The organism is Microbacterium sp. LMI12-1-1.1 (assembly GCF_040676455.1).
In the GTDB taxonomy this organism is placed as follows: Bacteria; Actinomycetota; Actinomycetes; order Actinomycetales; family Microbacteriaceae; genus Microbacterium.
The window spans coordinates 440,315-460,038 of the sequence record NZ_JBEGIA010000016.1 but is presented as its reverse complement, the minus strand read 5'-3'; the positions used below and the strand labels follow the sequence as shown (position 1 = coordinate 460,038).

Here is a 19,724-nt window from a genome sequence, read left to right as displayed (position 1 = left end):
CGCGAATAGATACTGTGTCTAAAGGACGCAATTAATCAGGAGTCAGGAAAGAGACATGACCAACAGGACAGTGCTCATCTCGGGAGCGAGCATCGCCGGACCCGCCCTTGCCCGCTGGCTCGGCCGCAACGGATTCGACGTCACCGTCGTCGAGAAGGCGCCGGCCGTGCGCCCCGGCGGTCAGGCGGTCGACTTCAAGGGCCGCACCCATCGTGACGTGCTGACGCGCATGGGGGTGCTCGCCGACGTGCAGGCCGCGCAGACCGCGAGGACGGACTGGCGGATGGTGGATGCCGAGGACCGCGTCAGCGCCGTCGTGCCGGGGGAGTTCATCGGCGGCGATCTCGAGATCCTGCGTGGCGACCTCAGCGGCATCCTGCACCGCGACTCGGTCGGCGACGCGGAGTACATCTTCGGCGACGAGATCGTCGCGACGACCGAGACCGCGACCGGAGTCGATGTCGCATTCGCCGGACGCGCCGCTCGGCGCTTCGACCTGGTGATCGGCGCGGATGGCGTGCACTCCGCGGTGCGACGACTGGCCTTCGGCCCGGAGGAGGACTTCGTCGAGCCGCTCGGCTGCTACTACGCCGTCGCGAGCGGGGAGGTGCCGCTCGACGGCCTCGAGACACGGCTTCCCGATGGCCGCTCAGTGGCGTACGGCTACAGCACGCCCGGGCGCCTGGCTCTCCTCGGCGGGCAGAAGGCGCCGAACCTCTTCGTCTTCCGCGCCGAGCGGCCGGACTACGACCGGCGCGACACGTCCTCGCAGCGGCGCTTCCTGACGGACGCCTACGCCGGCGTCGGCTGGCGCGTTCCCGCGGCGCTCGAGGCAGTGGCCACGGCATCCGACTTCTACCTCGACGCTCTGAGCCGTACGCGCATGTCGACGTTCACACGCGGACGCACGGCGCTCGTCGGCGACGCCGGCTATGCGAATACGCTCGGCGGGTTCGGGACGGGCCTCGCCATCGTGGGCGCCTATGTCCTCGCCGGCGAGCTGGTGGCGGCACGCGGAGACCACGAGACGGCATTCGCCGCGTACGACAGGCGGATGCGCAAGCCGACGAAGATCGCGCGGACGGGTGACGCGGGGCCCTTCCTGGCACCGACGTCGACGTGGCGCATACGCATGCGCGACTGGTCGTTCCGCAACGCGCTGATGTATCGGATGATGCTGTGGATCACCGACGCGTTCGCCACGGACGCCGGTCTGCCGGACTACGACCTGCGCTGAGCGGCGGTGGCCGGTGGCCGGTGCACGACGCGGCGGCAGGAGGCATCCGCTCTCCGCCCGCGGGAGCAGCGCTCAGGAGTTCACGCGGATGATCTCGCGCTGGTACGGCGCCACGACCGTGCCCGAGATGCGGCAGTCCAGCACCAGGAACGGGCGGGATGCCGCGGGCTCGGTGACCCACGTCGCCAGGCGCTCCAGATCGTCGAGGCCGCGCACGACCACGCCCTCGGCGCCGACGCCCGCTGCGAGGGCCGCGAAGTCCACCTCGGGGATGAGCATGGGCTCCTGCGCGAGGCCCTTGAGCCCGTAGAGGTTCACTTCGGCGCCGTACGCGGCATCGTTCCAGACGACCGCGAGTCCACGCCCGCCCGCGACCCGCACCGCGGACTCGAGGTCGGCGAGGGCCATGAGCCCACCGCCGTCTCCGGTCGTGAGCACAACGGTGGCCGACGGCTTCGCGAGTGCCGCGCCGGGGACTGACGGCCAGCCCAGCCCGATCGACTGGAACGCCGTCCCGACCATAATCATCCGATCGGGGGAGGCAACCGGCCAGTACATGTTCGCCCAGCCGATGAAGTGCCCGCCGTCCGACACGACCACGCGGTCCTCGGGCAGCAGCTCGCCGATCCGGGTCGCGACCGATCGGGGGTCGAGCCGACCGTCGGGTGCCACGCCCACGCCGGGGTCGTATGCGCGAAGCGGCATGATGTCCACGGCCTCGCGCCAGCCGCTCGGCCCGGCGCTCCGCCCCTGCAGCCCTTGCGCGACCGCGCGCGCGACCGTCGCGGCATCCCCGCGCACATATCCGCCTACGTGCGGGTGGGTCGCCGCCGGCGCCACATCCACCTGGAACACGCGCGTGCCGGGCGCGAAGAGGTCGCCGAACCGCATCGTGAACTGGTTGAGGGACGCCCCGAACACGACCGCCACGTCGGCCTCGCGCACCAGCTCCATGGCACCTTCGGCGCCGAAGCCTCCCGTCACGCCGAGGTCGAACTCGCCGCGGGGGAAGATGCCCCGGCCGAGCGCGGTCGAGGCGGTGATGGCGCCGACGGCATCGGCGACCTCACCCAGCGCCTCACCCGCGCCCGATATCCAGGCGCCGTGACCGGCGAGCAGGAACGGGCGCTCGGCCGACGCCAGTGCCTCGACGATCCGCTCGACGGCGCTCTCTGCGAACGGTCCGGCCGGCACCAGCGGCCCGGGCAGGCGGGGCTCGGGAGCCTCGGGCACCGGGCCCGCGTCGCGCGCCGCCACGTCGTACGGGATCGCGAGCACCGTCGGCACACGGTAGGTGAGCGCGTGCTCGATCGCGATGACCGTCGTGGCTGCGGCATCCGCTCGCCCGACGGTGTACGTCCGCGCGCCGACGGCCGACGCGAGGGCGATCTGGTCGACGTCCCACGGGCGCGGACCCGATGTCGGCTCGTCGCCGACGACGAGCACGAGCGGAACATGCGCCTGCACCGCCTCGGCGAGGGCGGTGAGCGTGTTCGTGAAGCCGGCGCCGTACGTCGCGGTCGCCGCCGCGAGCCGGCCCGAGGCGCGGTGGTAGGCGTCGGCGGCCACGACGCCGCCGGCCTCGTGGCGCACGGCGGTGAAGTGCACCTCGGTGGAGCGCTCGAGCGCGTCGAGGAAGTAGGCGTTGCCATTGCCCATGACGCCGAAGACGTGGTCGATGTGACGCGCTAGGGTGAGGGCGACGTGGGCCGAGACGGTGCTCATGGCGGGGGTGGCGGGCACGGCGATGCCTTTCGAGACGGAACGGATGATGAGGCCGTATGTGTCTCGCGCGTGCGCGCTGCGTGCCCATTTTTCGAGCACCGGCGGGCGTCGATGCCGCCGGACGTGTCGAGTATAGGTCTTCCGCCAAGATGGGAGTCATGAAGACGATCCAGCTGCGCCGGTACACGCTCGTCGACGGGGAGTACGACGCCTTCGTCGCCTGGTGGAACGAGTGGATGCCGAAGGTGCGGCCCGCCGCCGGTTTCGCCATCGAGTTCGCCTACGGCCTGCCCGAGACGAACGAGTTCGTGTGGGCGGTCAGCGCCCCCGGCGACGCGGAGGCATTCCTCGCCCTCGAGACGGAGTACCTCGCGTCCGAGGCGCGCGCGGAAGCCTTCGCGGGTGTGCCGCAGCGTGTCGCCGAGCACAACATCCGCCTGGTCACCGAGTACCCCACGACGGCGTAGCCGAATCCGCGGCCTCGTGAGCCCTGCCGTCCAGGAAACGCAGGTTCCGGGCATCCCGAACCTGCGAAACCTGGACCGCATTCGGGGTGTCGCGGCCTCGTGAGCCCTGCCGTCCAGGAAACGCAGGTGCCGGGCATCCCGAACCTGCGAAACCTGGACCGCATCCCCGGGATCAGCCGCCGAGCGCGTCGCGGATCGCGGTCGCCGACTCCGTCAGCCGGGCCGCGATCTCGTCGTCGCTGTGCGCGCTGGCCACGAACACGACGGCGACCGCCGCCGGTCCGCGTCCGCGCACGGCGAGCGGCACCGCGACGGCGCGCAGGCTCGGGATGACCTCGTCGTGGCTGGTCGCGAAGCCGCGGGCGGCGGCATCCCGCACCTCCGCCGCCAGCGCGGCCGACACATCGCCCGGCCACGACGGCTCGGGCAGCAGCGACAGGATCGCCTTGCCCGGCGCGCCGCGCGTGATCGGATGCCGTGTGCCCGGCCGCTGCGCGACGGGGTTCACGGCGTGCCGCGGCTCGACGCTCGAGAGCGTCACGCACTCGTCGTGGTCGAGCACGGCGAGGAAGCAGGTCACGCCCAGGTCGCCCGCGACCGCGGTGAGCTCGGGGAGGGCCTCTGCCTGCAGATCGTGCGCCACGCCCGCGGCGAGGGCGGCCATCCGCGCACCGAGCTCGACGCGGCCGGCGGGATCCCGCTCGACCAGCCCGTGATCCTCGAGCGTGCGCAGCAGCCGGTAGGCGACCGAGCGGTGCACGTCGAGCCGCTGGGCGATCTCGTCGATCGACAGCGGCCCGCGCGCCTCGGCGAGCACTTCGAGGATCCGGATGCCGCGGCTCAGGGTCTGCGAGGCGGGAGCGGTGGAGGTGGCAGGGGACACGGGGCTCGCTGTCTCGTCGCACGGCAGTCTTGCCGCGTCGACGCGGGTCGTATACGATCTGTTCAATAGTAGAACGGCGTGTTCGAATATAGAACACGGCGATCCTCAATACAAGCTCCCAGGCCACAAGCCCTCGACACCGTCGTCCGAGGAGGACACCGATGCAGTTCCACCACCACGGCTACGTCTCGGCCGACCCGCGGGTGCAGGATGCCGCCGGCACCGGCGTCGATCGCCCCGCCGCACTGCCTGACGAGGTGGACGTGCTGATCGTCGGATCCGGCCCCGCCGGCATGCTGCTCGCCGCCCAGATGTCGCAGTTCCCCGGCGTCACGACCCGCATCATCGAGCGCCGCGAGGGACGCCTGGTGCTCGGCCAGGCCGACGGCATCCAGCCGCGCAGCGTCGAGACGTTCCAGGCGTTCGGATTCGCCGAGCGCATCGTCGCCGAGGCGTACAACATCGCCTACATGAACTTCTGGGGCCCCGACCCCGAGAACCCGCGCAACATCATCCGCACCGCGCGCACCGAGGACTACGCCTTCAAGATCAGCGAGTTCCCGCATCTCATCGTGAACCAGGCGCGCGTGCTCGACTACTTCGCCGAGGCCGCAGCCCTCGGCCCCGGCCGCATCGTCCCCGACTACGGCATCGAGTTCGTCGGCCTCACCGTGCACGACAACGCAGGCGAGGGCGCCGACGCGCACCCGGTCGAGGTGCGCGTGAAGTACGCCGCGGGTGAGCGCGCCGGCGAGGAGCGCACCGTGCGCGCCAAGTACGTCGTCGGCTCCGACGGCGCGCGCAGCGGGGTGCGCGAGGCGATCGGCCGCTCGCACGTCGGAGCGTTCGCGGCACACGCGTGGGGTGTCATGGACGTCCTCGTCAACACGGACTTCCCGGACTGGCGCACCAAGTGCGCGATCAACTCCGAGGCCGGCAACATCCTCCACATCCCGCGCGAAGGCGGCTACCTCAGCCGCATGTACATCGATCTGGGCGAGGTGGCCAGCGACGACGACCACCGCGTGCGTCAGACGCCGATCGAGGAGATCATCCGCCGCGCCAACGAGATCCTCCATCCGTACACGATCGACGTGAAGCAGGTCGCGTGGCACAGCGTGTACGAAGTGGGCCATCGCGTCACCGACAAGTTCGACGACGTCGACGTCGACCAGGGCCACGACCCGCGCGTGTTCCTCACCGGCGACGCCTGCCACACGCACAGCGCCAAGGCTGGACAGGGCATGAACGTCTCGATGCAGGACGGCTTCAACCTCGGCTGGAAGCTCGGGCACGTCCTCACCGGCCTCAGTCCTGCCTCCCTGCTCTCGACGTACTCGGCCGAGCGTCAGCCCGTCGCGCAGCAGCTCATCGATTTCGACCGCGAGTGGTCGGCGCTCATGGCGCGCAAGCCCGAGGAGATCTCCGACCCGCAGGAACTCGCCACGTTCTACCTCGGCACCGCCGAGTTCCCCTCCGGGTTCATGACGCAGTACGGCCCGTCGATGGTCGTGACGGATGCCGCGCACCAGCAGCTCGCCGAGGGCTTCCCGCTGGGCAAGCGCTTCAAGTCCGTCGAGGTCGTCCGGGTGTGCGACGGCAACGCCATGCACCTCGGTCATCACGCCAGAGCCGACGGCCGCTGGCGCGTGTATGCCTTCGCCGACGCCCGGGCGGCGGGGGAGGCATCCGTTCTCTCGGACTGGGCGGAGTTCATGGCGTCGCCGCAGTCGCCCGTGCACCGCTTCACGCCGGAGGGCGCCGACATCGACGCCGTCTTCGACGTGAAGGTCGTCTACCAGCAGCGCTTCGACGACGTCGACATCTCACGGGTACCCGAGCTGTTCCTGCCGCGGACGGGACCGCTCGGACTCATCGACTGGGAGAAGGTCTACGCGGCGGCGCCCAGCGCCTGGACCACCGACGACATCTTCGAGGAGCGCGGGCTCTCGCGCGACGGCGTCGTCATCGTGGTCCGCCCCGACCAGTACGTCGCCGCCGTGCTCCCGCTCCAGGCGACCGACGAGCTCGCCGCCTTCTTCGCCCAGGTCTTCCTGCCCCAGCACGAGCCGGCGACCGTCGCCGGCTGAGTGCGTCCGCGGCGGCGAAACAACACACAGAGCTGTACATCGCGTATATCGGCCGCTGCGGCGGCGGCGGGCAGAATTGGCCCGGTAGACATCGACAGAACGGATGCCGTGAGCTGCGGCGTCCGTGAGACGACAAGGGAGTCCCCGTGACCACGACGATCACCGAAACCCGTGAGTCCGAGCTGCTGGCGTCCGTGCCCGACGGGCTGTTCATCGGCGGGCAGTGGCGCGCGGCCTCCGGCGACAGGACGCTGAAGGTCTACGACCCCGCCAGCGGCGAGGTCGTGAAGGAGATCGCCAACGCGTCGCCCGAGGACGGCAAGGCCGCGCTCGATGCGGCGGTCGAGGCGTTCCCCGGGTGGGCGGCGACGCCGGCGCGCGAGCGTGCCGAGATCCTGCGTCGCGCGTTCGATCTGCTGCAGGAGCGCAAGGAGGACTTCGCGCTGCTGATGACGATCGAGATGGGCAAGCCTTTGGCGGAGGCGCGCGGCGAGGTCGCGTATGGCGGTGAGTTCCTGCGCTGGTTCAGCGAGGAGACGGCCCGGGTGCAGGGCCGCTACGGCGCGAACCCCGAGGGCGCCGGTCGCATGATCGTGTCGCAGCATCCGGTGGGTCCGTGCTTCCTGATCACGCCGTGGAACTTCCCGCTGGCGATGGCGACCCGCAAGATCGCGCCGGCCCTGGCCGCCGGCTGCACCGTGGTGATCAAGCCCGCCGAGCTCACGCCGCTGACCACGCTGTTCTTCGCGAAGCTGCTCGAGGACGCGGGCCTGCCCAAGGGCGTCGTCAACGTGTTCACCACGTCGACCTCGGGCGCCGTGTCGGAGCCGATCATCCGCGATCCGCGCCTGCGCAAGCTCTCGTTCACCGGGTCGACGCAGGTCGGTCAGCGGCTGCTCGAGCAGGCCGCCCAGGGCGTGCTGCGCACGTCGATGGAGCTCGGCGGCAACGCGCCGTTCGTGGTTTTCGACGACGCCGATCTCGACAAGGCGGTGGACGGCGCGATGCTTGCGAAGTTCCGCAACATCGGCCAGGCCTGCACGGCCGCGAACCGGTTCATCGTGCACCGCTCGGTCGCCGACGAGTTCGCGCGCCGCGTGACCGAGCGGGTGAATGGCTTCACGATCGGCCGCGGCACTGAGGAGGGCGTGACCATCGGCCCGCTCATCGATGACCGTGCGGTCGCCAAGGCGTCGCAGCTGGTGCAGGATGCCGTCTCGCGCGGTGCGAGGGTCGCCACCGGCGGCAATGAGATCGACGGGCCGGGGACGTTCTACGAGCCGACCGTCGTCACCGACGTGCAGCCGGGATCCGACATCCTCCGCGAGGAGATCTTCGGACCGGTGCTCGCCATCATCCCGTTCGACACCGAGGACGACGCCGTGCGCCTCGCGAACGACACCGAGTACGGTCTCGTCTCGTACGTCTTCACCGAGAGCCTCGCCCGCGGGCAGCGCATGATCGAGCGCCTCGAGACCGGCATGATGGGCCTGAACATGGGCGTCGTCTCCAACGCCGCCGCGCCGTTCGGCGGCTGGAAGATGTCGGGCCTGGGCCGCGAGGGCGGCGCCGAGGGCATCCACGAGTACCTGCAGACGAAGTACACCCTCACACCCAACCCGTTCTGACCCCGCCTGAATCGAAGACACGAGATGAGCGGATGCCCGGGGAGGGGCATCCGCTCATCTCTCTGTTCGCTTCGGCGCGTGGGGCGTGAAGATCGGACGCCGCTGAGCCGTCCCGTGTCCAGGCCTCCGACTACCCTGGGCGCAGACAAGCGAAGGAGCTCCCATGGGCGAGTCGACGAGCGGATCGGGCTGGATCACCCCGGCCGAGTTCCACCGAGCGCCGGGGGTCTCGGACTGGCGCGTCACAGGCAGAGGCCCCCAGGCCGTCTTCACCTCGACATCGCTGTCCCACGCGGCAGGGCTCCTCGCCCCGGTCATCACCGCCGCCGAGCGATTCGGGGTACTGCCCGACGTCGACGTGCGTCCCGAGGGTGTCGTCGTGCGCATTCCTCACCGCGGCCCGGAGGGGATGCCCGCGACCGCCGTGGAGTTCGCCGCTGCCGTCTCCCGAGCCGCCGCCGACCTGCAGCTGACGCCCGATCCCTCGCTCGTGCAGTCGATCGGCATCTACGTCGCCCAGCACTCCCAGGCCGATGTGCGGCCGTTCTTCACCGCCGCGCTGGGCTACGAGGCGTTCGGAGACACGGACGCAGTCGACCCGCTTCGCTGCGGGCCGCAGCTCGCCTTCAACCCGATCAGCGGCGACACTCCGGCGAGGGGCCGGACTCACTTCGACGTCTTCGTGCCGGCCGACCAGGCCCGCGCGCGGGTGGATGCCGCGCTCGCCGCCGGCGGCAGACTGGTCGACGACTCGCACGCGCCCGCGTGGTGGTCGCTCGCATCGCCCGACAACCACGGCGTCGACATCGCGGCCTGGACCGACACCCACGACTGACCTGCACCCGTCGCCGTGGAGTCCACGGCTGCCATCGATGCCGTTCCGAGCCTGATCGACCGCGCCGGCTCGGCGCTCCCGCGCGCCCTGGCTAACGCGCTCCTCGAAGGTCGGAAGGGAGGCCGCGCGATAGTACGCGCCGTCGCCAGCCGTGTCCATCCCGGTGCCGACGTCGGATCAGGACCACAACGTAGAGGCCACGTCCACGTCGGAAAGGAACCTCATGTACTTCCACCTCCAGAATCTGATCAACCCCATCGAGCAGGACGAGCCGGATCCCGCCGCGGCGAACGCGCTGCAGGAGGGTCTGGGTGGTCAGTTCGGCGAGATGCGCACGATGATGCAATACCTGTTCCAGAGCATCAACTTTCGCGGCACCAGCGCGAAGCCCTACAAGGACCTCATCCAGGGCATCGGCACCGAGGAGATCAGTCACGTCGAGTTGATCGGCACGACGATCGCGCGGCTGCTCGACGGCTCTCCTGCATACCAGGGTCAGAAGGGGGACCCGCTCGACCTACCGGGTGCGGGCGGCGCGACCCCGCTGAGCATCGCGCTGGACCACGGCAACATCCACCACTATCTGGTCGGCGCTCAGGGCGCGCTGCCGGTGGACGCGGTCGGAAACCCGTGGAGCGGCAGCTATGTCTACAACTCGGGCAACCTCGTCCTTGATCTGCTCTACAACCTCATGCTCGAATCCACCGGTCGCCTGCAGAAATGCCGGCTGTACGAGATGACTGACAACAAGACCGCGCGATCCACGATCTCGTACCTGATCGTGCGGGACCAGGCGCACGAGAACGCCTACGCCAAGGCCCTCGAAACGCTGGGCGTCAACTGGAGGAGCACCCTTCCGATCCCCAAGACCAACGCCGAGCGCTTCCCCGAGGTGAAGCGGCTCCTCGACCTGGGCCTTCAGAGCAAGCAGTTCTCCTTCGACCTCGGGGACCAGTCGCAGGCCGGAAAGATCTTCCAAGGCATGTCGCCGTCCGGAGACGGCACGAACCTCGACGCCAGCGAGCAAGCGCCCGAGGGCGTGCCCATCGAGATCGCGCCGGAGCGGCCCGAGGAGTTCTCTCCCGGCGCCGACCAGGACCTCATCGCGCTCATCGAAGCGACGGCGGCGATGGAGATGGCCGACATCGATGCCACCTTCGGCCGACTCGGCTGAGCTGGGCGCTTATTCAGAGCGAGGAGAGCGGATGCCGCGAGCCGCGCATCCGCTCTCCCGCATGTCATCGGGGATCAGAGCACGACGAGGAAGCCCAGCACCGCACTGGCTGCCGAGAGCACGGCGAGGACGATCGACGGCGTCGCGTTCTCCTTGCGACGGGCGTGGACGACGATCGCGCCGACCATGACGATGGTGAGCGCCGCGGCGGCGATCGGGGTGAGGATCGGCGCGATGCCCGTGAGCAGCGGGAGGATCAGGCCGAGGCCGCCGATGAGTTCGGCGGCGCCGATGAGCTTGACGGTAGGGTCGGCGAAGTCGTCGGCCCAGGTCATGCCGCTCGCGACCAGGGCGGGCTTCGGACGGGCGATCTTCATCGAACCGGCCGCGATGAACGCGAGCGCGAGCAGGCCGTTGAGGATCCAGAGGGCGATGGTCATGGGTGCTCCAGGGAGAGATCGTGGGGTCTGTTACTGTTTGTAAGCAACCCCATGATGCGTCACTCGAAAGACGCGTACAAAAGGCACACGGATGTAAGTAGGTGACATCGGATGGCGAAGGCACTCACCGTCGAGGTCGCGGGTACGCCCGCGCTCACCGGGTACGAGCGTTCGTGTGAGGGTGACCCGTCCGGCACGGATCACGGGCGCGCGATCCGCGATGTGCTCGACCGCATCGGCGACAAGTGGTCGCTGCTCGTCATCGGCACCCTGCGCGGCGAGCGTCTGCGGTTCACCGAGCTCCAGCGCCACATCCCGGGCATCTCGCAGCGCATGCTGACGCTCACGCTTCGCCAGCTCGAGCGGGACGGGCTCATCACCCGCACCGTCCACGCCGAGGTGCCGCCGCGCGTCGAGTACGAGCTCACCGAGCTCGGCGGCACCCTCATCCAGCACGCCAGGGCGCTCGCAGACTGGGCGATCGAGAACCAGTCGAGCATCGAGGAATCCCGAGCGGCCTACGACGACGCACATCAGCGCTGACCACCCGATCGCGGACACCGCACGTCCGCGGCCTGCGCCATGATGGGCGGATGGACGCAGCCTCGACCACGCGCGACAAACGGCTCCGGTCCCATCGGCTGAGCGCTCCCGCGCGGAGCGTCGCGGACGCCGCGCGCCACATGCTGGCGACGCAGGGCCAGGAGTTCTGGGGCGGGCGCTGGGCGCTGGCGGCCCGCACGAGCGGCCGGACCACGATCCGCGACGTCGACGCGGCGTTCGACCGCGGCGAGATCGTGCGGTCGTGGACCATGCGGGGGACGATCCACGTCATCCCCGCCGAAGACCTCGCGTGGGTGCTGTCCATCACGGCGGAGCGGCAGCGTCGGCAGGCGGCGGCGGTGCACCGCGCCGAGAGCATCGACGGGCCGGAGCTCGACCGCGCCGAGGCGTCGGTGCGCGCCGCGCTCGGCGGCGGCAACCGCCTGACGCGCAAGGAGCTCTTCGAGGTGCTCGAGCTCGCGGGTGTCACGACCGCCAAGCAGCGCGGCTACCATCTGCTCGTCGCGCTGTCGCTGCGCGGAGTGGTGTGCCAGGGACCTGTCGTGCCACGCGAGAGCGGTCCGACCCGCGAGCAGTACCTCGTGCTCGTCGACGAGTGGGTGCGCGAGCCGGCGACGCCGGCGGATCCGCTCGCAGAGTACTTCTTCCGCTTCATCGCCTCGCACGGGCCGGCAGGCGCCCGGGACTTCGCGTGGTGGTCGTCGCTGCCGCTCGGGACCGCCCGCAGCGCGGCGGAGGCGGCATCCGATCGCCTGGTCGTCGTGGGCGACGAACCCGAGCCGCAGTACATCATCGCGGGCAAGCGACCCCGGCTCGTGCCGACCGCGCCCCAGGTCGTCGCGCTCCCGCCGTTCGAGGAGTACTACATCTCGTACGCCGATCGCACGGTCCCGTGCGCGCCGGAGTTCCTGACCGCCATCGGTCCGAGCATGAACGGGATCGTGCGGCCGATCATCGTGGCCCGCGGCCAGATCGTGGGTGTCTGGACCCACTCGGTCGCCGTCGGACGCCACGCCGACGATCCGATCCCCGAGCTGTTCACCGCCGAGCTGTCGACCGACGAGGAAGTCGCGGCCGCGCTCGACCGCTACCGCGACTTCATCACCGCCTAGCGCCCTTCGACAGGCTCAGGGACCGGGTTCCCGTCAGGCGTGGCGGTCGAGGAAGTCGTAGACCTCGTTGTCGTCGACGCCGGGGAACGCCCCGCGGGGGAGCGGCGAGAACATCTGCATGTGCACCCGCGCGCTCGGCCATGCCTTGCCCGACCAGCGCTCCGAGACGTCCGAGGCGACGCGTCGACAGCACGACTCGTCGGGGCAGGTGGAGGTGGCGCGCTTCTGCGTCTCGCGTCCGCGGAACCACCGCGCGTCGTCGAAGGGCACTCCGACGGTGATCGAGAACTCGCCCGCCGAGGTGCTGCCGGTCTGCGTCGAGCACCAGTAGGTGCCCGCGGGGGTGTCGGTGTACTGGTAGTGCTCGGTCGTGCGGTTCTGCTCCGAGAACGCGGCGCGCGCCGAGAACCTGCGGCAGGCGATCTGCCCGTCGACGGCGCCGGTGACGTCCATCGGCAGGGGCAGGTCGTCGTTCTCGTAGACGCGCGAGATGGCTCCCGAACCGTCGACGCGGAGGAAGTGCAGCTTGATCCCCAGGTGGTGCGTCGCGAGGTTGGTCAGGCGCATGCCCGCCGCCTCGTGGGTCACACCGAACGCGTCGCGGAAGTCCTCGACCGCGAGGTTGCGGTCCTTCTTGGCCTGCTGGAGGAACGCGACCGACGCGGTCTCGGGCATGAGGCAGCACGCCGCGTAGTAGTTGATCTCGAGCCGCTGCTGCAGGAAGTCGGCGTAGTCGGTCGGGCGCTTGTGCCCGAGCAGGCGGTGGGCCATCGCCTGAAGCGCCATCGATCGCAGGCCATGACCGCCGGGGATGGATGCCGGGGGCAGGTAGATGCGGCCGTGCTCGAGGTCCGTCACCGAGCGGGTCGAGTGCGGCAGGTCGTTGACGTAGATGAGCTCGAAGCCGAGCTTCTCGGCCATGATGCTGACGGTGCGGTGGGTGAGCGCACCCGAGACGTGCCCGGCCGACTTGAGCTGCTTCTCGGCGAGCTTCTCGATCTCGGGCAGGTAGTTGTCGCGCGCGCGCATCATGAGACGCAGCTCGGTGTTGGCGCGACGCGCCTCTTCGGGGGTGGCGATGGCCTCGCGCTCCCGGCGCTGCAGCTCGCGGTGCAGGCCCAGGACCGACTCGAGCGTGTCGTCGCTCATGCCCTTCGACACCTTGATCGGCGGCACGCCCAGCTGGCGGAAGACCGAGCTGGTCTGCGCGCGCTCGAGCTCGATCTCGAGCGCCGCCCGCCGGTTCGGCGGCTCGGTCGACAGGAGCTCGGCCACATCGACGCCGGTGGCGGTGGCGATCGCCTGGAGGAGCGAGAGCTTCGGCTCGCGCTTGCCGTTCTCGATGAGGCTGAGCTGGCTTCCGGCGACGCCGACCAGGGCTCCGAGCTCATCCAGGGTGTAGCCGTGGGCCAGACGCTGATGGCGGATCCGGTGGCCCAGGGTCGACAGTTCCAGGGAGGTGGGGGGCATTCCTTGATCGTAGCGAAAGAATCGCGACTCTTGACGCGAGGTTTCGTGGGAAGAGGCATCCATCAGGGTCGAAAGTAGAGGAAGAGCACGAATCTGCATCGTCGAAACCATCCGACGGTCGAATCAACGAGGAGCGACACCATGGCCCTTGCCGACATCTTCACCCGGACCGAAGGCTCCGCTTCCACCGCGCATCCCACTGCCACATCGAACGGCACCACGCGGACGTATGGCGAACTGCCGACCGTTCAGGGCGAGGGCATGGTCGCACTGCGCGCCTGGGTCGACGAGATCGCCGCGCTCACCCGGCCCGCCCGCGTGCACTGGGTCGACGGTTCGCGTGCCGAGAACGACGCGCTGCTGCGCGAGATGGTCGACGAGGGGAAGCTCATCAAGCTCAACCCCGAGTGGCGCCCGGGCTCCTACCTCGCACGGTCGCACCCCAGCGACGTCGCTCGCACCGAGGGGCGCACCTTCATCGCCTCCGAACGCGAGGAGGACGCCGGCCCGACCAACAACTGGGCCGCGCCCGACGAGATCCGCGCCACCATCACTCCGCTGTTCGAGGGCTCGATGGTCGGCCGCACGATGTACGTCGTGCCGTTCTCGATGGGCCCCGTCGGCGGGCCGCTCTCGCACATCGGCGTGCAGGTCACCGACAGCGCCTACGCCGTCACCTCGATCGGCATCATGACGCGCGTGGGCACCGACGTGCTGCGCGAGATCGCCGGCGGAGCCCCCTGGGTCAAGACGGTGCACTCGGTGGGCGCGCCGCTGCAGCCCGGCCAGGCCGACGTCGCGTGGCCCTGCAACGACGAGAAGTACATCGTGCACTTCCCCGACACCCTCGAGGTCTGGTCGTACGGGTCGGGCTACGGCGGCAACGCGATCCTCGCAAAGAAGTGCTTCGCCCTCCGCATCGCCTCGGTCATCGGCCGCGACGAGGGCTGGCTCGCCGAGCACATGCTGCTCATCCGGGTGATCGACCCGGCAGGACGCGCCTACCATCTCGCCGCAGCCTTCCCGTCGGCATGCGGCAAGACGAACCTCGCGATGCTCCGCCCGACGATCCCCGGCTGGCGCGTCGAGACCCTCGGCGACGACATCGCGTGGCTGCGTCCGGGTGAGGACGGCCGCCTGTGGGCGATCAACCCCGAGGCGGGCTTCTTCGGCGTCGCGCCGGGTACCGGCGCCTCGACCAACGTGACCGCGGTCGAGACGCTCTGGGGCAACACGATCTTCACCAACGTCGCGCTGCGTCCCGACGGCGACGTCTGGTGGGAGGGCCTGACCGACGAGCCGCCGGCAGAGCTCACCGACTGGGAGGGCAACCCGTGGACACCGGCATCCGGTCGCCCCGCCGCCCACCCGAACTCGCGCTTCACCGTCGCCGCCGCGCAGTGCCCGCAGATCGCCGACGACTGGGACGCGCCGCAGGGCGTGCCGCTCGACGCTATCCTCTTCGGCGGGCGCCGCGCCACCAACGTGCCGCTCGTCGTCGAGGCCACCGACTGGACCCACGGCGTCTTCATGGGCTCGAACGTCTCGTCCGAGCGCACCGCGGCCGCCGAGGGCACCGTCGGCGAGCTGCGCCGCGACCCGTTCGCGATGCTGCCGTTCTGCGGCTACAACATGGCCGACTACTTCGCGCACTGGCTGAAGGTCGGGCAGAAGCTGCGGTTCGACCGCGCGCCGCGCGTGTTCCAGGTGAACTGGTTCCGCAAGGGCACGGACGGACGCTTCCTGTGGCCGGGCTTCGGCGACAACTCGCGCGTGATCGACTGGATCATCCGTCGCATCGAGGGTGAGGTCGGCGCCGTCGAGAGTCCGATCGGTCGCCTTCCGCGCGCCGAGGACCTCGATCTCGAGGGCACCGACGTGTCGAAGGCCGATCTCGACGAGCTCTTCGCCGTCGACCCGCAGCTGTGGTTGCAGGAGGCCGACCTCACCGAGGAGTTCTACCGCACCTTCGAGGGACGCGTCCCCGCTCCACTGTGGGCCGAGCTCGCCGCCCTGCGGTACCGCCTGCAGCGCGCCTGACCTCGGCGGACTCCCGCTCCACGAAGAGCGGATGCCCCGGCCTCACCTGTGCGGTGGCCGGGGCATCCTTCGTCGTGCACCTCTACCGAGCTCCCCGCGCGCTCGGTCCGTGTTCACTTGCGCTGAACGTACGTCGACACGCGGTCCGGGCGTACGTTCAGCGCAAGTGAACCGGTTCATGTGGGCGCCGAGGGGGGCGGCGATGAGCAGCGGGCCGCGACGGTGGTGGCAGGATGACGCACATGGCCGATTCCGAGATCATCCTGTGCTGCCTGCTCTGGGCTCACCCCGGTGCTGAAGACGCGCTCGTCGCCTACGAGGACGGCGTGCTCGCTCTGCTGCCCGACCACGGGATCGTGCTCGACGTCCGTGCCGTCGGCGACGGGATGCAGGGCCGCCCGCTCGAGACCCAGGTCTACCGCATCCCGAACCAGGCCGCGCTGGACGCTTACCTGGCCGATCCTCGCCGCACCGCGAACGCCGCCGAGCGCGACCGCGTCATCGCGCGGACCGAGCTGTTCCCCGTGACGCTGCGCTGAGGCTCAGACCAGCAGCTGGTGCTTCGCGAGGTCGCGGTAGAGCGGCGTCGTCCGCACCAGTTCGGAGTGCGTGCCCTGCCCGACGACCTGGCCGTGGTCCATGACGACGATGTGGTCGCTGTCGACGACGGTCGAGAGGCGATGGGCGATCACGATGAGCGTGCGGCCGGCGGCGACCGCGTCGATCGCCTCGCGCATCCGCTGCTCGTTGAGCCCGTCGAGCGACGAGGTCGACTCGTCCAGCAGCAGGATCGGGGGAGCGGCCAGCAGCGCCCGCGCGATCGCGAGACGCTGGCGCTCGCCGCCCGAGAGCATGACGCCCGACTCGCCCACCGGAGCGTCGACGCCGAGCGGGTTGCGGTCGAGCACGTCGCCGAGATTCACGGCGCGCAGCACCGCTTCGCACTCGGCATCCGACGCCTCGGGCGACGCCAGTCGCAGGTTGTCGCCGATCGTCCCGGCGAGGGTCGGGGCGTCCTGCTCGACGTAGCCGAGCTGTGCGCGCAGCGCGTCGCGGTCGAGAGCGCGCACGTCGGTGCCGTCCAGCAGGATGGCGCCGTCCGTCGGGTCGTAGAAGCGCTCGATGAGCGCGAGGGTCGTGCTCTTGCCGGCGCCCGACGGGCCGACGAGCGCGACGCGCGCACCCCGCGGCACCGAGAACGACACGCCCCGCAGCACGTCGGCATCGGCGGAGGCGGATGCCGCGGCATCCGTCCGTCCTTCCGCGTGAGCCACCGCAGACTCGTCGCCGAGCGCGATGGTGGACGTGTCGACGTGGGCGCTCTCGAGCACCGCGCGCGCCTCGGACTCCGCCTTGCGACGCGCCTCGACGACGTTCTCGGGGTAGCGGAACCGTACGTCGCGGAACTCGATCGCCGCCTCGGCGGCGGCATCCGAGCCAGACGGCGTCTCGGCCGCGCGCACCCGTGCAGCGACCTCGGCGTCGCTCTGCGACTCGGTCGGCAGGTCCAGCACCTCCTGGATACGGCCCAAGGCGCCGAGCGCCTGGCTCACCGACGTGATCGCGCCGAAGAACGAGCCGAGAGGCGCGATCAGCATGAACAGGAACATGATGAAGGTCACGAGGCTGGCGATCGACAGCGCACCGGTCGCGACGCGGAAGCCGCCGAGACCGATCACGACCAGCAGCGAGACCTGCAGCGCGATGCCGGCGATCGGCACGACGAGCGCCGACACCTTGGCGATGCGGACGCCGACGGTGTAGGCATCCGTCGCCTGCGCGGTGACCGACTCGACCTCGCGGTCCGTCGCACCCGACGCGCGCACCGTGCGGATCGACCCGACGGCGCGCTCGACACCCGAGGCGAGCGCGCCCACCTTCTCCTGCTGCTCGGTGGACGCGGTGCGGATGCGGCCGCTCAGAGTCACGACTCCGAGCACCGAGATGCCGATCACGAGCACGATGATCCCGAGCAGCACCGGATCGATGAGCGCCATCGCGATCAGGGCGCCGGCGAACAGCAGTGCGTTGCCGATGGAGTCGGCGAGGCCCTGGGTGAGCGCGGCGTAGAGGAGGGTCGTGTCGCTGCCGACGCGCGAAACGATGTCGCCGGTGCGACGCGCGTCGAACTCGCTGATCGGCAGATGCAGGATGCGGGCGATGAGCCGGCGTCGGCTGGAGTACACGACGGCAGTGCCGGTGCGCTGCAGCAGGTAGTGCTGCCAGCCCGAGATGAGCGACGAGAGCAGCACGAACCCGACGAGCGCCCAGATCAGAACGCCGAGGTCGAGATTGTCCTGCACCCGGGTGATGACCTCGCCCACGAGCAGCGGCTGCACCAGCGACGTGCCCGCGCTCAGGATGCTGAGCACGACCACCACAGCGAGAGTGCGCTTGTGCTCGAAGAGGTAGGGCAGCAGCTGCGCGAAGCTCGCGCGCGGGCCTTCCTGGTTCTTGCCGCGCCGCCCGCGTCCGCGCGATGGGCGCGGCGAGGACGCCGCGGGGGATGCGGCGGCGGGGGCTTCGTCGAGTTCGGCGGAGGGCATGGGTGTACCTCGTTCGTGAAGGGGGCTTACCTTCGACCGTACTTCTTGTGGACGGCCTGTCTGCTCACGCCCAGGGCGCTCGCGATCGCCTGCCACGAGAAGCCGAGGTTGCGGGCCTTGCGCACCTGCACCTCTTCGGCGCGAGCGAGCTCGCGGCGGACCTCGGCGAGACGGTGCAGTTCGGCGAGCGGCTCGCGCGCGTCCGATGCGCCGATCAGGGTGCGCAGGTCGTCACCGCTCATCGCATCGCCTCTCTGGTGGCCGCCCATCGGAGGATGAGCTGTCGGGTCACGGACGCTGCGGGTGCGGCATCCGTCGTCAACCGTAGTTGACACGTCTCGCGACGTCAACTCACGTTGACGCATCCTGCGCCGTCCGTCCCGGCCTCACCATCCCGGTTCACTTGCGCTGGACGTACGCCGCGCGCGGCGGGTCGCGTACGTATAGCGCAAGTGAACGGGTCGGTGAGGGGAGCAGTCGGCGCGCTGTGCGGTGTCGGAGCGGGGGGTTAGTGTGGTGCGGTGCCTGCCCCCGTGATCACCGCTGAGAACCTCGTCAAGGCCTACAAGGTCAAAGGCAAGCCCGACTTCCTCGCCGTCGACGGCCTGTCGTTCGAGGTCGCGCCCGGAGAGTCGTTCGGCCTGCTCGGCCCCAACGGCGCCGGCAAGTCCACGACGATGAAGATGGTCGGCGCTGTCTCGACCCGCACGGGCGGCGCGCTGTCGATCCTCGGGCTCGATCCCGACCGCTACGGACCCGAGATCCGCTCGCGCCTGGGAGTCGTGCCGCAGCAGGACAACCTCGACGGTGAGCTCAACGCGCGCGAGAACCTCTACATCTACGGCCGCTACTTCGGGCTGCCCGGCAAGGTGTGCCACCAGAAGGCCGACGAGCTGCTGGCGTTCGCCCAGCTCGAAGACAAGGCGAAGAGCAAGGTCGAGCAGCTCTCCGGCGGCATGAAGCGCCGCCTCACGATCGCGCGCGGCCTCATCAACGACCCGCGCATCCTCCTGCTCGACGAGCCGACGACGGGCCTCGACCCGCAGGCGCGCCACGTGCTGTGGGACCGCCTGTTCCGGCTGAAGGAGCGCGGCACGACGCTGGTGCTCACGACGCACTACATGGACGAGGCCGAGCAGCTCTGCGACCGGCTCATCGTCGTCGACAAGGGCCGCATCATGGCCGAGGGCACCCCCGCCTCGCTCATCCGCGAGCACTCCAGCCGCGAGGTGCTCGAGGTGCGCTTCGGCTCGGAGCGCAACGAGCAGGTCGCACCGCAGCTCGAGGGCATCGGCGAACGCGTCGAGGTCCTGCCCGACCGCATCCTGGTCTACGCCCACGACGGTGAGGCGGCCCTCGAGACGGTGACGCAGCGAGGGCTGACGCCGATCACGTCGCTCGTGCGGCGCTCCAGCCTCGAGGACGTGTTCCTGCGCCTCACCGGAAGGTCGCTGATCGAATGACCTCCGTTCCCGAAGACGCTCCGCCCGCCGGCGAGCCAGGCGAGTCACGG

The 19,724-nt window shown here is 70.1% G+C and carries 17 protein-coding genes; 11 read left to right on the top strand and 6 right to left on the bottom strand.

Annotated elements, in window-relative coordinates:
• Positions 1-55: 55 nt before the first annotated feature.
• Positions 56-1,237: an FAD-dependent monooxygenase gene (locus MRBLMI12_RS20135; RefSeq protein WP_363357954.1), complete on the top strand. Its 1,182-nt coding sequence runs from the start codon at positions 56-58 to the stop codon at positions 1,235-1,237.
• Between the two features lie 72 nt (positions 1,238-1,309).
• On the opposite strand, the gene MRBLMI12_RS20130 is transcribed toward MRBLMI12_RS20135, so the two are convergent.
• Positions 1,310-2,962, bottom strand: a complete 1,653-nt coding sequence (locus MRBLMI12_RS20130) for a thiamine pyrophosphate-binding protein (protein WP_363358242.1) — start codon at positions 2,960-2,962, stop codon at positions 1,310-1,312.
• Positions 2,963-3,120: 158 nt separating this feature from the next.
• Here MRBLMI12_RS20130 and MRBLMI12_RS20125 point away from each other — a divergent pair, with 158 nt between their 5' ends.
• Entirely contained in the window at positions 3,121-3,429 is a 309-nt protein-coding gene (locus MRBLMI12_RS20125; RefSeq protein WP_363357953.1) for a hypothetical protein, read from the top strand.
• Positions 3,430-3,601: 172 nt separating this feature from the next.
• Here MRBLMI12_RS20125 and MRBLMI12_RS20120 read toward each other — a convergent pair whose 3' ends face one another.
• Positions 3,602-4,312: an IclR family transcriptional regulator gene (locus tag MRBLMI12_RS20120; RefSeq protein ID WP_363357952.1), complete on the bottom strand. Its 711-nt coding sequence runs from the start codon at positions 4,310-4,312 to the stop codon at positions 3,602-3,604.
• A 161-nt stretch (positions 4,313-4,473) separates the two neighbouring features.
• On the opposite strand from MRBLMI12_RS20120, the gene MRBLMI12_RS20115 reads away from it, so the two are divergent.
• The 4 genes from MRBLMI12_RS20115 to MRBLMI12_RS20100 all read left to right on the top strand — a co-directional run bounded on the left by MRBLMI12_RS20115 (position 4,474) and on the right by MRBLMI12_RS20100 (position 10,039).
• Positions 4,474-6,402, top strand: coding sequence for an FAD-dependent monooxygenase (locus tag MRBLMI12_RS20115; protein ID WP_363357951.1), 1,929 nt, complete (start codon positions 4,474-4,476; stop codon positions 6,400-6,402).
• A 158-nt stretch (positions 6,403-6,560) separates the two neighbouring features.
• Positions 6,561-8,030, top strand: coding sequence for an NAD-dependent succinate-semialdehyde dehydrogenase (locus MRBLMI12_RS20110; RefSeq protein ID WP_363358241.1), 1,470 nt, complete (start codon positions 6,561-6,563; stop codon positions 8,028-8,030).
• A 163-nt stretch (positions 8,031-8,193) separates the two neighbouring features.
• Entirely contained in the window at positions 8,194-8,865 is a 672-nt protein-coding gene (locus tag MRBLMI12_RS20105) for a VOC family protein (protein WP_363357950.1), read from the top strand.
• Positions 8,866-9,088: 223 nt separating this feature from the next.
• Positions 9,089-10,039, top strand: coding sequence for a manganese catalase family protein (locus MRBLMI12_RS20100; protein WP_363357949.1), 951 nt, complete (start codon positions 9,089-9,091; stop codon positions 10,037-10,039).
• Between the two features lie 74 nt (positions 10,040-10,113).
• Here MRBLMI12_RS20100 and MRBLMI12_RS20095 read toward each other — a convergent pair whose 3' ends face one another.
• The gene (locus MRBLMI12_RS20095; protein WP_363357948.1) at positions 10,114-10,479 is read right to left on the bottom strand and encodes a DoxX family protein; all 366 of its coding nucleotides are present in this window, start codon (positions 10,477-10,479) and stop codon (positions 10,114-10,116) included.
• A 111-nt stretch (positions 10,480-10,590) separates the two neighbouring features.
• Between MRBLMI12_RS20095 and MRBLMI12_RS20090 the strand changes: the two genes are divergently transcribed.
• Together MRBLMI12_RS20090 and MRBLMI12_RS20085 are read left to right on the top strand one after the other, a co-directional pair.
• Entirely contained in the window at positions 10,591-11,022 is a 432-nt protein-coding gene (locus MRBLMI12_RS20090; protein WP_363357947.1) for a winged helix-turn-helix transcriptional regulator, read from the top strand.
• A 50-nt stretch (positions 11,023-11,072) separates the two neighbouring features.
• A complete protein-coding gene (locus tag MRBLMI12_RS20085) occupies positions 11,073-12,155 on the top strand; it encodes a winged helix DNA-binding domain-containing protein (protein WP_363357946.1) in 1,083 nt (360 codons plus the stop codon).
• A gap of 33 nt (positions 12,156-12,188) precedes the next feature.
• Here MRBLMI12_RS20085 and MRBLMI12_RS20080 read toward each other — a convergent pair whose 3' ends face one another.
• Positions 12,189-13,625, bottom strand: a complete 1,437-nt coding sequence (locus MRBLMI12_RS20080) for a helix-turn-helix domain-containing protein (RefSeq protein ID WP_363357945.1) — start codon at positions 13,623-13,625, stop codon at positions 12,189-12,191.
• A 141-nt stretch (positions 13,626-13,766) separates the two neighbouring features.
• Here MRBLMI12_RS20080 and MRBLMI12_RS20075 point away from each other — a divergent pair, with 141 nt between their 5' ends.
• Positions 13,767-15,665 carry a phosphoenolpyruvate carboxykinase (GTP) gene (locus MRBLMI12_RS20075; protein ID WP_363357944.1) on the top strand — a complete coding sequence of 633 codons (1,899 nt, stop codon included), beginning with the start codon at positions 13,767-13,769 and terminating at the stop codon, positions 15,663-15,665.
• Between the two features lie 242 nt (positions 15,666-15,907).
• Positions 15,908-16,204: a hypothetical protein gene (locus tag MRBLMI12_RS20070; RefSeq protein WP_363357943.1), complete on the top strand. Its 297-nt coding sequence runs from the start codon at positions 15,908-15,910 to the stop codon at positions 16,202-16,204.
• Positions 16,205-16,207: 3 nt separating this feature from the next.
• Here the strand turns inward: MRBLMI12_RS20070 and MRBLMI12_RS20065 are convergent, their stop codons facing one another.
• Both MRBLMI12_RS20065 and MRBLMI12_RS20060 read right to left on the bottom strand, forming a co-directional pair.
• A complete protein-coding gene (locus MRBLMI12_RS20065; protein WP_363357942.1) occupies positions 16,208-18,211 on the bottom strand; it encodes an ABC transporter ATP-binding protein in 2,004 nt (667 codons plus the stop codon).
• A 26-nt stretch (positions 18,212-18,237) separates the two neighbouring features.
• Complete coding sequence (locus MRBLMI12_RS20060) at positions 18,238-18,453, bottom strand: AsnC family protein (protein ID WP_331911830.1); 216 nt, start codon at positions 18,451-18,453, stop codon at positions 18,238-18,240.
• 279 nt (positions 18,454-18,732) lie between these two features.
• On the opposite strand from MRBLMI12_RS20060, the gene MRBLMI12_RS20055 reads away from it, so the two are divergent.
• Complete coding sequence (locus MRBLMI12_RS20055; protein ID WP_363357941.1) at positions 18,733-19,674, top strand: ABC transporter ATP-binding protein; 942 nt, start codon at positions 18,733-18,735, stop codon at positions 19,672-19,674.
• Positions 19,675-19,724: the final 50 nt, after the last annotated feature.